The organism is Klebsiella sp. GW_Kp181 (genome assembly GCF_040062315.1).
GTDB classification, from domain to species: domain Bacteria; phylum Pseudomonadota; class Gammaproteobacteria; order Enterobacterales; family Enterobacteriaceae; genus Klebsiella; species Klebsiella oxytoca.
Genome location: NZ_JBEAFR010000053.1, coordinates 138031 through 153653 on the forward strand (window position 1 = coordinate 138031; position 15623 = coordinate 153653).

General features: G+C 55.5%; 6 protein-coding genes. 2 read left to right on the forward strand and 4 right to left on the reverse strand.

Features of this window, described 5'->3' with window-relative positions:
• Positions 1-27 precede the first annotated feature (27 nt).
• Positions 28-1263, reverse strand: coding sequence for an MFS transporter (locus tag ABLV11_RS11740; RefSeq protein ID WP_016808088.1), 1236 nt, complete (start codon positions 1261-1263; stop codon positions 28-30).
• A gap of 319 nt (positions 1264-1582) precedes the next feature.
• Between ABLV11_RS11740 and ybjG the strand changes: the two genes are divergently transcribed.
• The gene (gene ybjG / locus ABLV11_RS11745; RefSeq protein WP_004100554.1) at positions 1583-2176 is read left to right on the forward strand and encodes an undecaprenyl-diphosphate phosphatase; all 594 of its coding nucleotides are present in this window, start codon (positions 1583-1585) and stop codon (positions 2174-2176) included.
• Between the two features lie 124 nt (positions 2177-2300).
• Positions 2301-3059 carry a DNA-binding transcriptional repressor DeoR gene (deoR, locus tag ABLV11_RS11750; RefSeq protein ID WP_004100552.1) on the forward strand — a complete coding sequence of 253 codons (759 nt, stop codon included), beginning with the start codon at positions 2301-2303 and terminating at the stop codon, positions 3057-3059.
• Between the two features lie 30 nt (positions 3060-3089).
• Here deoR and dacC read toward each other — a convergent pair whose 3' ends face one another.
• The 3 genes from dacC to ABLV11_RS11765 all read right to left on the reverse strand — a co-directional run bounded on the left by dacC (position 3090) and on the right by ABLV11_RS11765 (position 15597).
• Complete coding sequence (dacC, locus tag ABLV11_RS11755) at positions 3090-4292, reverse strand: serine-type D-Ala-D-Ala carboxypeptidase (RefSeq protein WP_049128024.1); 1203 nt, start codon at positions 4290-4292, stop codon at positions 3090-3092.
• A gap of 771 nt (positions 4293-5063) precedes the next feature.
• Entirely contained in the window at positions 5064-6254 is a 1191-nt protein-coding gene (locus ABLV11_RS11760; RefSeq protein WP_142445525.1) for a tail fiber domain-containing protein, read from the reverse strand.
• Between the two features lie 28 nt (positions 6255-6282).
• The gene (locus tag ABLV11_RS11765) at positions 6283-15597 is read right to left on the reverse strand and encodes a carbohydrate binding domain-containing protein (protein ID WP_201435320.1); all 9315 of its coding nucleotides are present in this window, start codon (positions 15595-15597) and stop codon (positions 6283-6285) included.
• Positions 15598-15623 lie beyond the last annotated feature (26 nt).

The window sequence follows — 15623 nt, forward strand, 5'->3', positions numbered from 1 at the left end:
GTAACGTCGCAGCAGGTCATTGGAGAGTTACTGCGGTTCGAGGGAGCTGCCTACGCGTTTGTCCTTCAGGAAGTAGACCGTCATCGCCAGCCAGAGCACCCCGCTAAGCAAATTCAGCAAACTGAAGAGTCCGCTGCCGCCAGACTCATAGGCGTGCTTGCTCACTTCAATACCCACGGTAAAGATCAGCATTTGCAGCATCCCCATCGCCGCCGATACCGTCCCCTTGCTCATTTCGCTGGCAAACAGCGTCAGGCGCACCAGCCCGGCGTTAGCAAGCCCAATGCCGAAGGCGTAAACGCTCAGCCCGGCGGTCATCCACAAATAAGCGTGCGTCGAGGCGACCGTAGCGACGGCGGAGATCAGCAGGCCAAGCATAATTGGCCAGCCGCCGAGGATAATCAACGAACGCACCGTTTTGCGGGAAGTCTGGCGCGCCAGCACCAGGTTACCGGCGATCAACGCGCCAAAGATTGGCACCTGCAGCAAGCCATATTCGTAGCTGGTCGCCTGCTCACCGCTAATGATAATCACCGGCGACTGGGCTATCCACGCCAGCAGCGGCAGGCTGACAAAACCGGTGGCCAGCGCGCCGGCGACAAAGCGCAGGTTTTTCAGCACTTCACGATAATCACGCCCCAGCTCTTTTACCGATAGTTTCTCGCCCATGCGGGTGGCGGTTTCCGGCATCGCCCGCTGTAGCCCGAAGAAGGCGATAGCGGCCAGTACGGCAAACAGGACAAACATCATCTCCCACGGCAAGATATGTACCCAGGCCGCGCCCACCAGCGGCCCAAGCAACGGCGCAATCAGCGCGACGTTGGCCATTAAGGCGGTAATCTTGATGCATACCGCCTCTTCAAAAGACTCCTGTATCGCCGCATAGCCAACCGCGCCAATAAAGCACAGGCTGATACCCTGCAAAAAGCGCAGCAGCGTGAACTGCTCAATAGTTTGCGCCAGCAGCGTCGCCAGGCAGGTCACGATAAACCACACCACTCCGGTCAGCATGACCGGACGGCGGCCGATGCGGTCCGAAAGCGGGCCCAGCAGCCACTGTAAAAACATACCGCCGGCGAGATAGGCGGTCATGGAGGTCGGAACCCATTCATTGCCAACGCCAAACTCTTCCACGACCGAGAGCATGCCCGGCTGGATCATATCATTGCCGATATAGGTGGCGAATTCGTATAACACCAGGCACAGCGGAAAGAGCAGCGCCTGACGTCCGAGGCGTTTGCCTGAAAGTGAAGAATTGTGCATGAAATCTCTTATTTAAATAAAACCGCGCAAAGTTTAATGAAAGTCGTGCCGGGGAGATAGCGAATTGTGAGCGATGACGAAAAATATCGCCATTCTGCAACCTCTTCGCCACCAGCGAATAAAAAACCCCGCTGTATGTATTTCGTTTATGTTTCAATTAGATTACACACTATATACTCCTTTATTCAGTCTGTTAACGAAGACACATGCAAGATTTCACTCATAACAAACTGATAATTAAGAAAATACTGCTTTACCTTAGCGCCACCGTTTCTTAGGGTGGGCGGCTTGTTGATAACGGATTAAAGAGCCCGGACGTATGCTGGAAAATATTAACTACTCGCTGTTTGCATTACTCAATGCCACTCCCTCGTCCCCGTGGTGGGCGATAGAGATCGCGACGTTTATCGCCAAAGACCTGATTATTATTGTGCCATTATTAGTATTAGCCTTATGGCTTTGGGGTCCAAACCAGCGTCAGCTAGTATTTAAGGTGATGATGGCATTAGCCATTAGTCTTACGCTGTCATGGATATTCGGCGCGCTTTTTCCGCACGAACGGCCGTTCGCCGCCGGTATGGGTTATAACTTCCTGCACCACTCGCCCAACAACTCCTTCCCGAGCAATCACGGCACCATCTGCTTTACCTTTGCGCTGGCCTTTATGTTCTGGCACCGCCTGTGGTCGGGAGTACTGCTTTTCGCCGTTGCCTGCGCAATTGCCTGGTCCAGGGTCTATCTCGGCGTTCACTGGCCGATGGATATGCTGGGCGGACTTCTCACCGCGATGAGCGCCTGTCTAAGCGCCCAGCTTTTGTGGCAAAGCGGCGGAAAGACCCTTTATCAGCATCTGCAGCGGCTGTACCGCCTGTTCTTTTCGCTACCGATTCGCAAAGGCTGGGTGCGCGAATAACCTGTTTCTCAGCCGCCGGTAAATTGCGGCAGAGCCCAACGCCTGCGCGTGACTAACCCTCTTTCGGCAGGTAAAATCGCCGCTGACGCCCTGTCGATGCAGGGCGCTTTAGCCTAGAGGGAATATGGAAACTCGTCGTGACGAACGCATCAGCCAGCTTATTCAGGCACTCAAGCGCAGTGATAAACTGCATCTAAAAGAAGCGGCCACCCTGCTTGGGGTGTCAGAGATGACTATTCGTCGCGACCTCAACGGCCACAGCGGCCCGGTCGTTTTGCTGGGCGGCTATATCGTTCTGGAGCCGCGCAGCGCGACGCACTATCTGCTAAGCGACCAGAAAACGCGCCTTGTTGATGAAAAACGCCGCGCCGCCCGCCATGCGGCAAAGCTGCTTGAGGCCCATCAGATGGCCTTTTTCGACTGCGGGACCACCACGCCGTGGATTATCGATGCCATCGACAACGCCCTGCCGTTTACCGGGGTCTGCTATTCGCTCAACACCTTCCTTTCCTTGCAGGAAAAGCCACAGTGCCGCGCGATTTTGTGCGGCGGTGAGTTCCACGCCAGCAACGCCATTTTTAAACCGCTGAGCCTGCAGGATACGCTAAGCCATCTTTGCCCTGATATCGCGTTTTATTCCGCCGCGGGCGTCGATTGCGAGCAGGGAGCGACCTGCTTTAACCTCGAGGAGCTGCCGGTTAAACACTGGGCGATGAAAAGCGCGCGCTACCACGTGCTGGTCGTCGATCACAGTAAATTTGGCAAAGTTCGGCCGGCGCGGATGGGCGATTTATCGCAGTTTGACGTGATTGCCAGCGACGTGTGTCCGGATGACGAGCTGCTTACGCTGGCGAAAGAAAAACAGATTTCACTCCTTTACTAAAACCGCGCCCCGCAGGGCGCGGCCTGCATTTTACGAGAACCAGCCGCCGAACCAGCCGTGCAGTTTCATCAGCACGAAATCGATCATCCGGCTAAAGAACCCGCCTTCATTGACCGCTTCCATAACAATCAGCGGCCGCTGTTCAATGGTTTTATCATTCAGTTTAAAGTCGATGGTGCCGACAACCTGCCCTTTAGTCAGCGGTGCGGTCAGCTGCGTATCATTCAGGGTGTAGCTGGCCTTCAGGTTTTTCAGCTGGCCTTTCGGCAGCGTGATGGAACCGGCCTCGCCCGCGCCAAGCTTCGCTTCACTGCTATCGCCAAACCAGACGCGCTGGGTAATGAAGGTGGCATCAGGTTTAATCGGCGTCACGGTTTCATAAAAGCGGAAGCCCCAGGTCAGCAATTTTTCAGATTCGTTAAATCGGATACGGTCAGTTTTGGTGCCGAGCACGACGGCAATCAGGCGCATGTCGTTTTGCGTTGCGGAAGAGACCAGATTGTAGCCCGCACCGGCGGTGGTTCCGGTTTTCACGCCGTCAGCGTTAAGGTTCGTGCTCCACAGCAGGCGGTTACGGTTCGGCTGACGAATTTTGTTGAAAGTGAACTCTTTTTCTTTGTGGATCGCATACTCTTCCGGCACATCATGGATCATCGCTTTGGTCAGCAGCGCCATATCGCGGGCGGTACTGAACTGACCCGGCGCATCAAGCCCGTGCACGGTCTTAAAGGTGGTATTGGTGAGGCCCATCTTCTGCGCATAACCGTTCATCAGGCTGACAAACGCATCCTGGCTGCCCGCCACGTAGTCGGCAATCGCGATGCTGGCGTCGTTGCCGGACTGAATGATAACGCCCTTGTTAAGATCTTCCACCGACACCTGCATTCCAGGCTTGAGGAACATCACCGAGGAGCCGCGCAGCGCCGGGTTACCGGTGGCCCACGCATCGCGCCCGATGGTCACCATATCCGTAGACTTAATCTTACCCGCCTTTAGCGCCTGGCCGACAACGTAGCTGGTCATGATCTTGGTCAGGCTTGCCGGATCGAGTTTTTCATCGGCATTGCCTTCGCTGAGTACTTTGCCGCTGGCATAGTCCATCAGGATCCAGGCGCGCGCGTCAATGGATGGCGCATCGGGGAGTTGTTCCGCAGCCTGCACCGCAGGCGCGACGAGAAATAAAAGCGCGCAGCCTGCCGCGAGGCCGCGAAGGGAAAAAGCATCATGCGTCATAAGAGCCACCCAAGTATCCTTTCCAAACAAAAATATGCCGCCACACTCGTTCCGCGCCGCAGCAGCCGGTGAGTAAAGCGTACAAATGACCTTAAAGAAACAGCGAGTTGGTAAAGTTTTTAAAGTTTACGCAATAACCTCGCGCGGCGCTGCAAACAGCGCAATTTTTTTGATCGCGGTTGCCTAAATATTAACTTTATTATGGCATGCAAAAAAATAGTTTAGCAAATTCAATGATCTGCAATATTTTCAACATCATAGCGTTATTGACTTCTTGTCAAATGCGGACAAATACGGACATATGCTCGCCCCAAATCATGCCCCAAATACCATTTTGCCCCAAAATCTGCCCCAAATAATGATTCACCAAAGAGCAGCTTAGACTACTCTGAAAGACGCTCGGGAATCGGCAGATGGCTGGTTTGTATGCTGACCGGTCTGTACAATCACCCACGGTGTTTATTCTGCTCGAATAGCACCAGCCCCACCAGGTAGCTCTTGCATACGGCTACCTGGTGGGGCACCTTAAGCTAGGTAGCAATACTTCATTGTTTTGTAAAGCTCAGCAACTATTTAGATGTCGTGGTGTCTAATATGTGATCAATAAAAACACAGGCTCTTAAATGACTACTTTACTTGTTGCCGCAACGCTCTTTACTGTCTCAGGACTCATGATGTTTGGGCTTTTACAACTGTGGGAAGGCATATCGAATAATCACGAAAAGTTTTGATAGCCATTAGGCTTAAGCTCATCCTGATACTGGCAATTATTTACAGATCGTCTTCACCCCTACGTCGATCATGTCTTGAGCCTTCCTCCTGAACTTGAAGTTTTTTCTCCAGAGCTTCAACTTGCTGAATTAGCACTTTAACCACCGCCAGTGTATCCATCAAGAGCACATTGTTATCGAGCTGCAGGCGGTCATCGTCCACCCTCTCACCGTTGAGCATATACGACGTGTTAATCTGCTTAACATACTGTTGATCGACCTGCTGTGCCTGCTGAGCGATTATTCCCCGACGCGTCCTGTTCTGCTCATCGTCGTTGTAGACGAACGTCACCAGCTCAAGCTGACGAATGCGATCGACTGACAAATGGCCGTCAGTCGGTTCAATGCTGTGTTTCAGCCGTTCGTCGGACGTCCCGTTGAACGCAACATCGCCGCGCGAACTGCTATAGATCCGCCCGTCCGGCAAGTGTTGCCAATACTGAACAGGCTGACTAAACCCGCCCAGCATGAAAACTAGCCTGTGATTTGTGCCGACCTGCTCCTCGAACCACATAGCCCCCTGCCCGCCGTCCACGTTGCTGTCGTTACCGCGCGTGTTGAATCTGGTGGTCATCCTGGGCGAAGCGATGATTGTCCCGTTAGCTACGTTACCCGGATCTGTGTTCAACCTGGCGATGAACCCCTGCCCGTAGTTTTCGCCGTACTGAGTGCAAACGCCGTAAATCCCGAATCCGCCACGGACGCGCAAGCCGGGATAAATAGCCAGCGCGCCGTCTTCGGTGATAATTCGATGCGTATAGTCTGCAGCGCTGCCTTTGTGGTGAAAATCAATAAACGGCGTGGTGTCACTGCTGATCTCCAGATTCCCGGCATCAATCGCAGTGAATTGCGTGCTGCTGTTCTTCCTGAGTATTTGCCCCGCTGCTGTAATAGTAGCGCTGAACGTTACGCCCTTACTGAACGTCTGCGTCTGCGTCCATGTGTTTGCCGCTGTAGTCTTCGCCTGGTTTTTATTGGCTGCGGTGATTGATGAGTCGATAGCCGTCTGCCGCGTAGCGTATTCGCTTTGGAACTGCGCCCACGATTTCACAGTCCCGGTCGTGCCATCCGGTTTAGTTACCGTCACGTTACCGGAGCCGAATAAAAATTGCTGCTGATTGGCCAGATCCACGTAGGTACGTTCAAAGCACTTTTGAATACTGGCCGCCAGTTCATCACTAATGTTTGCCATAGTTACTCGCCCCCGAAGGGGCGCTCCTTTAAGGTGCGGAAATAATCTGATTGCCCATGCGGAAAATGGTAAAAATTAACTTTTCGCGCTGGCTTGTCCTGGCTGCCGAGGATGGGTCAAACACCGTGCCGTTCCATACCTGTGCCAATGGGGTATATGTCCTATAGCTGAACCCACGCCCATTCTTACAGTTGATCCATACACGGTTACGCTGACCTTTACCTGCGGCGTAGATTTTCAACCCTTTCAGCGGAATTGCACGTGACCCACCATCGTTCCCGGCGTCCCATGAATAGTGAATGTAATCTTCACGGCCAGGGGTACTCACAACAATGTCACCATAGGACCTGAACGATGATGACATCTGACAGATCAGGTTGGTGTCCAGGAAACGGTCGAAGGTCTCCCCGCTGATGTAAAACAGGTCATACTGTCCGGAACCCAACATATCTTTCTCAACGAATGGCAATGTTGCTACCTCGCCAATCATCACATCGCCTTCAATTTTGTTGGCGTAAACGGTGCCGTTAAAATAACCGTCAGTCGCGCGTACGGTCCCCGTAAAGGTGCCGCTGGATGCTTCGACATGTCCGCGAATGGTTACGTTATTAAATACCGCTGACCCGGCTTTGTTGATCGCCCAGCCGACGGTGTCGCCGTTCCAGTTTGTCGACTGGATATTATTGCTAATCTGCGCAAAATCGATGACCAGATTTCGGGCCATCGCCTGCTGCATATATGCGCCGTTACCGTCGACACCGAAGACCAGATTGCTTTTATCACCGTTGGGCACATAAACACCGAACTGGTCAGCCTGCACCAGGAACTGTGATTGCCCGCTGCCGTTTATCCCCAGCTGAATCCCCGCAACGTAGTTCTTGCCGCCGGAAGACGTGTTGACCTTCACGCCCCATTGCGCACCCAGTTTCCCGTTTAAGTCCGCCACGGTTGATGCCGTCTGCTGAACGGTCGCTGACATATCCCCAACCTGAGAGGTCAGCGTGGAGATCTGCTCAGTGGTTGATTTTTCCAGGTCAGCAACGGTTTTGCTCGTCGTTGTAATTGCAGCGCTGTTGTCACCAATCATGCTGCGCATCTGGTTAAAGCCGTTCGACATCGCCAGGCCGTTTGCGGCGATCGTTTCGTCCTGCCGGGTTATTCGTGATTCAGCGTCACCTACACGTGAGACCAGGCTTGTGATTTGCCCTGCCTGTGCTTTGATATCCTTGCCCTGCTGCGTCACGGTGGCAGAGAGCGCTGTCGTCGCATCGGCAGCGGCTGCGGCGTCTGCTTTCGCATCCTGCGCGTCGGTCACGTCGACGATTGACAGGTTATCGATAAACAACGAATAGCCGGTACCGCCGGACGTACCACGGCACGAGACCCATAAGACGCCTACCGCATGCGTATCATTGATTGTGGCAACGCCGGTTACCTGCACCCATTGATCACGTTTGCCGCCTAACGACCCGGATGCATCGGAGACTACGATCCCGGCAGGCCACGAGTTCGGCGTGCCACCCTCCCCGCGCGTCATCATACCGATGGCCGTAGACCATCCCGAGGTGGGTTTTTCCGTGCTTTGCATCATCACCCAGGCGGAGAAACGGTATTTACCTCCCGCCCGGATCGCCATCCATGTTCCTGTTGTCTTATCGCTGTTCCCTGTCTCGCCGCTGTTACGTGTCACCTTACCGGACTTGCTGCCGTCACGTTTGGCCTGAGTCGTGGCGATGAACTGTGCGCCCGCCACCCTGTAGTTATCCGCATACGACTCAAACGATCCGTCAATGAATGGGTTCGTCATCTTAGAGGATACGGTAGACAGGTCGGCTTTAACCTGCGTCACTGCGTCCGCCTGGGCCTGAATTTGATCTCCCTGGCTCTTAACAGTGCTCTGTATGGTAGACAGTCCTGCTGCGTTTGCGGCGATGTCCACGGCATCGGTGACGTCCATCAGATAGAGATCATCAACATAGAGGTTACCTTTGGACAGTAACGCCATGAAGCTGACCTGGGCGAACGTGGTGGCCGTCGCTTTCCAGGTCTTACTAATCTCTGTCCACTGCGATCCGGTCTGGTAGTTTTTCGGGTCAAACTGGACTTCAATAACCGGGTTGGTCTGGCCGGTGATACCCATGCGTATTTTGTTATTGCCCTGCGCCGTCGATGGCATCTCGGCATTGCCATCGGCACGAATCCACCCACCCAGCTTATACGTGCGGCCTTTCTGGATCGGGATGTCATACTTCTGCGCAATGGTGTCCTGCGCGGAGTTGTGTGCGGACAGCTTCAGGATACGACCGCCTGAGTGCGGCGACTGCGCGTCGATAACAGTGGCAACGGTGGTTGAGCCTTGCGTCCAGGAGTCCAGGCCTCGCTCGAAGCCACCATTCGCGACAAGATTACCGGCCATCTTATTATCGATGTCCGCCAGCGCAGCCGTGAGGTTAGAGGATACTGCGGTGGTAGCTGCTGCGTTCGCGATGATGTCCTGCTCTGTCTTCGTCACACGCTGCGTAAGCTGCTGCGTCGCGCTGGTGTTGGCCGCGATTAGGATGGCATCGGTGATGTCGTAGATCGCCACGTAATCGATATCCACCTCGGCGGCGTCCGGGAAGCAGTAGATCCCGAAGGTGACCGCCACGGTGCCGTCCGGGCAAGCGTTGAAGTCGTATGTCTTGACGTCGAACGCCGTGGCGAACTGTAGCGTCTGCTGCTCGTAGCCGCTGGTGCCATCCGGGCGGTGCGCCCAGCGTCTGACCATCAGGTTACCTGCCCCGGAAACTTTCTTCGCTTTGACAACAATGCGGTATTTCTTATTCCCGCCATCCACCTGAAATTTGTGCTGCCCGTTTGGGAAGATCCCGGAGTAGTTACCGGAAGCCCACTTTATGCGGACGCCCGCTTTACCCTCTCCATAATCACCGAATTTAATCTGCCCGCCTTCCTGAGTGGTCCACGCGACAGACCCCTGGCGAAAATCGTAGTTTGGGACCAGATTAGCGCCAGCGTCGCGTAGAGACTCGACCCATCCCGCGACGCTGGTTAGCGCCTGGCTGGTCGTGTCGATGTCTTTGCCCTGCTGCGTTGTGGTCTGCTCAAGCTTCGTGATTGCCTGACTGTTCGCCGTATTCCCTTTTTCGACGTTAGTCACGCGCCCGGTGACGGCGGTAATTGCGTCGCTGTTCGCCTTGATATTTTTGCCTTGTTGCTCGACGGTACCGGACAGGCTCGACACACTACCGGCAGCGGCATCTGCAGCGGCTTTGGCTTCTTGAGCGGCCGTGACTTCCCGCAGATGCCAGTCGGTAGCGTACCAGACAGACTTAAACGGGCTGCTTTGGTTAATCTGCAGGAACGGGCGCAGATATCCATAAGTCCAGCTGGCCGGGACCGTCCAGCGCCAGACGACCTGTCTCCAGGTTTGTGTCGGGGCCACGTTGCCGTTTGAATTGCGCGCCGTACCGCCGCCTGTGGGCGTCGTTGTGCTGGCGATATACAGGTTAAACGGCGCCGTCGCGTCTGCGCGCGCTGCAACCCATACCGACATCTCAAAGACCTGGCCCGGTTTAACGGGGATCGCCGCGAGGTTGGCGAAGTGGTCACGGCGATCCAGGCGGACGACATAGCGGTTAGGGCATCCCGCCGGGATGTCCGCATCATAAGGGATTGAGTCGTCGGTCGCGTCGTCGACGGTATCACGACGCGTAAAGCCGAAGCTGCTATAGGCCGGGTCAAAGGTCGGATTCGGGATGTAGTCCCCACCGGACGCCGTTGCAGCGTTCAGGCTGGCGTTGATGCCAGTGATCTGCTGGCCTGTCGTGGTCAGCTTGCCCTCGGCGGTCGACACGCGGGTGGTTAGCTGATTCAGTGCCTCAATGGTAGCCGCCTTAGCCACTTCACCTTCTATTGTGCTCACGCGGCCTTTCAGCGATGTGACGGCGTCGCTGGTCGTCTTAAGGTCTTTGCCCTGTTGCGTAACGGTCTGTGACAGCACGGTGACCGTGGATCCATCCGCTTTCGTGGCGATAGTTTTGCCGAGGTCGGTTTTTACGTTGTCGATCTTGCCGTCCAGGCTGGTGATCTGTCTTGACTGCGTAGACAGAGCCCCTTCGGCAGCAGTAACACGCTGGGTCAGACCAGTGATAGCCTGGCCCTGCGCGGTGTTTTTGTCGTCGGCGTCCTTTTTGTTCGCGTCGACAGTATTAGATAAGTTGGTGGTGCGCTCGGCCTGCGCGGTAATATCTTTTCCCTGCTGCGTTACCGTGGCCTTCAGCGCATCAACCGCTGCCGTGGTCGCCTTCTTCGCGACTTCTGCGTTAGTCGAATCGATGCGCCCGCCCAGGCTGGTGATTTGCCCGGCTTGTGTGGTGATATCCTTCTCCGTCTTCGTTACGCGGGATGATAGATCCGTAACGGCTTGCGCCGACGCCATCCCGGCGATCCCGTTAGACGCTGACAGCATGAAGTTGCGGAAATAGAAGCGGGCCGCCGCCGGAGTCCAGCCGCCGCACGCCAGGCGCAGATAGACCCACTGTCCGGGGAAATCATTCGGGATCTTCAGCGTGATAGTTTTCGTCTGCCAGGCGGTGGTAAGGCCGGAATTCCAGTCGAATTTATTCACTAACCACGTGGTCGGGTCACTCCACGTTTTAATCAGGCCAATATTAAACATCTGCGTGCCGGTGCTGATCGTGGCATCTGACACTTTGACATCAAAGGACAGGGTAAGCGTCTGCCCGGCTTCTACGGGTACTTTCGTACCGTTCGCTACGCGGCACGCCGGTTTATCGGTGGTCAGCGCCTTCTGCGTAGCGTCGAATACCGGCGCGCCGTCTCCTGAGCCGGATAACGTCCACGATGAGATGCTGGCGGTCGCGTCACCGTTCAGTAGCAAGTTGCCGGTATTCAGGCGGTTGATAAGGTTCGTCGTCTGGTTTGACGTCGTTTCTAACTTACCTTCGGCAGCGGTTACCCTGGTGGTTAGCCCGGTCATGGCTTCAGCGGTGGCGTTGTCCTGCGGCGCTTCGCTCCACTCGGTGGCGACGTTACCCACTTCGAATTTAGGCGAGTTGATGAAGAGCGTACGCGCGACAGTAGCAGGTTGCAGACGTCCCAACAGCAAACGTTTTGTGCCGGTTCCGGCGGTCTGTTTCCACTTGACCCAGTATCGCTGCCATTCAGTCGTGATATCGAAAGTAACACCGCCATCACCGGCAGATCCTTTCTTGCCCTGGCTGGTTTCCCATGATCCGGTGGTATTCGGGTTGTAGAAATAGGCGTTAAATGTCAGCGCAACGGACCCTTTCGCATAGAACGAATAGACGTACTCGGTACCGTCAACCGGTGCGGCAAGTTTGACCTCTGTCTGATTGTACGCGGTGCCGTTCGCCGCGACCGAGATAGCCAGGCTGGCGTTGCCTTTGAAACGCCCTGATTTGCTGGCGTTGCCGTAGCCGGTCAACTCGCCCGAATTCGGCAGCAGGTTGGCCCCGCCCACGCGCATGTTGTCCAGCCTGGAGTTAAGACCGGTAATGCTCTGACCCTGGGATGCGATCGTGCCGTCCTGCGCGGTATTCTTCGCTTCGATGTTCTGAATCGCGGTCGTATGCCCGGCGATAACACCGTTAGCGGCGGTGAGATCAGCGGCTACCTGGTCCGTTTTGCTCGCGGTGGCTTCGAGATCGCTGGCGATAGTGTCCATGCGAGACGAGGCCGCTGCCGTTGATTTATCGTAGTCCACGCGCAACGTGTCCACGCGAGAGCCGATCGCCTTCTCCGCTGTTACGCGAATTTTGCGCTCTTCGTAAATCAGGCCGCTGGTCAGCAAGTCCGGGTTGGTGCCAGTCTGCGTGCCGCGAAGCTGGACCGCTAATTGATTGCGGGTGGTAGCCTCGGCGCTATCGGCATCGGTCATTGCCTGGCGTAGTTCCTGAATCTGAGCCTGTGACGCCCCCGGAGTCGGGCGGCCCACGGCGAACCAGTCGACCTCAAAGTGGTTAGCCGTGGACAGGCCCGCCGTATTGAAGTCCAGGCGTACACGACGGATGTCTGCCGATGCGGTCCAGGGGATGTCCGCGATAGACACCACGGCGATCCCTGTGGCCGGGTCGAATTGTGGTTCAGGTACGGTGATTCGGCGAGCGTCGACCCATCCTTGTTCAGTCTGGCCGGTCCACCACAGGCGAAGATTCCACGACGGCGAGCCGATTTTGCGGACGCGAAAGCGAATGTATTTATACGCTGTGGCGTCGATTTTGGTGGCGTTCGGGCTGCGCATTGTGCCGGTTGGCCCTGCCGGAATCAGCCAGCCATCAGAGGTAATCGGCAGCGGTAATTTCCAGCTATCATCCTCGGCCCATCCTTCGGAGTCTTTATCGAAGTAAGAGATCGAGGTGAAGTCGAATTGTTCGCCAGATCCCGCGCTGATAGACGCGATTTGCAGCGCTAACGAATCGTTAACGTTCTGGATAGTGGTATTTACCGTCTGGATCTGCGCGTCGACGGCGTTCTTCTGTGCCAGGAGGTCATCGGCCGCTTTCTTAGCCACGGCTGCGTCGTCTGTCTCGGCCTTCGTTATTGCATCGGCGACTTTCTTCGCAGCGTCGGAAGCTGTCGCGGCATCACCTGCTGCGCGGTCTTTGACTTCCTGCGCCAGTCCTGCAGCGGTGGTGTTGCCCTTTGAGATTGCTGCCGTTAAGTCTTTGCCCTGCTGCGTGACAATAGCACCCTGCGCGGCAACGTCCTTCGCAGCCTGGTCAGCGATGACCTGGGCGGCGTCCGCAGCCTGCTGTGCAGCGTCGGCGGCAGCGCTGTTGTCCTGGATACCTTTTTTCAGTTCCTCATAAGTATCCGAGCCTTTCAGCGCATCGTCGAGCTGCTGGTAATAGTCATCAACGTTATCGCTGGACATTCCCTGCACCCAGTTGGTCCACGGAGAGACATTACCCAGGCGGTCAACCAGCCGCGCGCGATACCAGAAATGCGTGGCGATCTGCAGGCCCATCTGCTGATACTGCTTGCCTGGATACGCTAAATCGGTCAGCGGCATCGCACCGTTCCCGCTCTTGTCCGGGCTGTACTGCAGCTCTGTGCGCTGGGTATCTTCTGAACCTTCCGGGAATTCCCAGCGAATCTCGATACCTGCGGTCAGTGAAACGGTCGTCAACGACAGCGGCGGCTGCGGCTCACCGACTTTCCCGGTCAGGGTCTTTTCTTCCGAGTACGCCCAGCTACTGGAAATTTCCGCCGCGTTGATTGCACGGACGCGTACCAGATAACGGCCGGCATAAATGCCGCTGACCTCAAATGACGTGGTCGAGCTGCGCGGCACGTTAATCCAGTTACCATCATTGCGGCGCCACTGTGCCTCATAGGCGATAGCATTTTGCACCGCGTCCCAGTTGGCCTGCAGGGTTTCGACGCTGATCCCCTGATTCACCACGGAGAATGACGTCAGGAGGATGCCATCTGGCGGAGCCTGATTGCCTGGCGGGATAACACTAATCGGGCGCTGGTCGATGATTGCGCCGGTATCGATACGCGCAAATTTATCCGGGTCGTGAGCCACGCCGGTAATGGTGAGCGTGCCGTTATTGTTGTCCTTTACACCGATAACACGGTACTGCTGCGGCACCAGGTCGGTATATTCAACGATCCAGACGCACTCCGCCTCTGGTGTCTCGCTGTATCCCGTCGTGACCGTTACCTGCCGGCGGCCATTCACCGACTGGATGGTCCTGGCCTGCGAGATACCCGATGGCAGATTCAGATGCAGGCGGTCGCCCTCTTTTGCATCGATATCACGGTCGAGCGTGATGACGCGTCCATTCACCGCGCTGATACGACCACCATTAACTCGCCCGGCCAGCCGTTCGTCGCCCAGCCCAATGATGTAGCCCGGCTGCGGGATCCTGCCGTCAAGACCAACATCAATCTCGACCATGCGGTCCTTGTTATTAGTTAGGATCCCCCATAACCCTTTACGATGGGCTTCACTCTGCCGCGTACACCCAATGGCCGTGACTTCCAGTTGGTTAAAACTGTATCGGGAAACCAGTTCGGGGATAAATGCGGGCTCAATCGCATCGGCATAGGCGTTATCCGGATCAGACCATGAGACCAGCGCATTGGTGTATCGGGCCTTACTGGTGCTGCTGGAATAACGAGGACTACCGATAATATTCGCGCGCGTATAGTTGAAATCAACATCACGCGGCATATCGGCCTGCACGATAATCTGTTCACCACTCCAGCAGGTCATCCCCCGGAAAATAGCAGCGAAATCACGCAATACGGTGTAGGCGTCGTTGCGCTCCTGAACATAAACATTACAGAGATGGCGAGGTTCCATGCCATCGCCACCCCTGCCATCGGGTATCAGTTGATCGCAATACTGCGCAATCGGGTAAAGCGCCCATTTGGAGATATTCGCACTGGTTAGACGATCGCCAAGACCGAAACGATCAGAGACAACGATGTCGTAATAAATCCATGCCGGGTTGTCAGTCCATGCCCATTTGAAGCCCCCTGTCCATGTGCCGGTATATTCACGCGTTTCCGGGTTATAGTTGTCCGGGACGCGGACAATACGCCCGCGCGGCTCGCAGGAGATTTGCGGGATAGAACCATTGAACTGGCTGGAGTCGAATTCGATATAAAGCAGCGCTGTATGTGGGTAACGCAGCTTCGCGTCAATAACTTCGGTATAGCTCTGCAGCGTCATGACGTCGCCGATTTTGACGCTGTTTGCGTCCGGCGATACCTTGCGAAGACGCAGTGTCCAGGTGCTACCTGCCTGCGGTAAATCGATGCGGTGGCTACGTTCATACCCGGAAGTTGTTTTTCCTGAGACGGCGGTCTCCAGTACTGTCTGCCAGGCGCCGCCGTCGGTCTGCAGGTCAATCGCATACTTGACGGTATTCCCCACTACATCGCCGTCGTCTTCCTGCTTCATCAGGGAGGGCCATTTCAGGCGGACACGAACGGCAGAAAGCTGGGTATTGGTAAATGTGTGGGTCCAGGCGGTCTCACTGGAAACTTCCGTCCCTACCGAAATTTCATTTTCAGTACCTGGAATACCCTGAATATAACTTTGTGCCTGCGTCCCAGGTCGGAATTCCCAGGCCACACCACTGAAGTTTTGCGAACCATCGGCATTCTCAAGAGGGGTACCGTCGAGATAAATATCTTTCCCGGTTAAACCACCAGCAAACTCCCCCTCACCCAATGCGATAAGAATTTTGGCTTTTGCTACAGACTGTAAATCGTCCGGCTGTTCCGTGGGCGTACGCTGTTTAGAGCTGCCACCCTTACGCCCTTTAATGATGTTATTTGCCATATTACGCCCATAAAAAAAGCCACCGC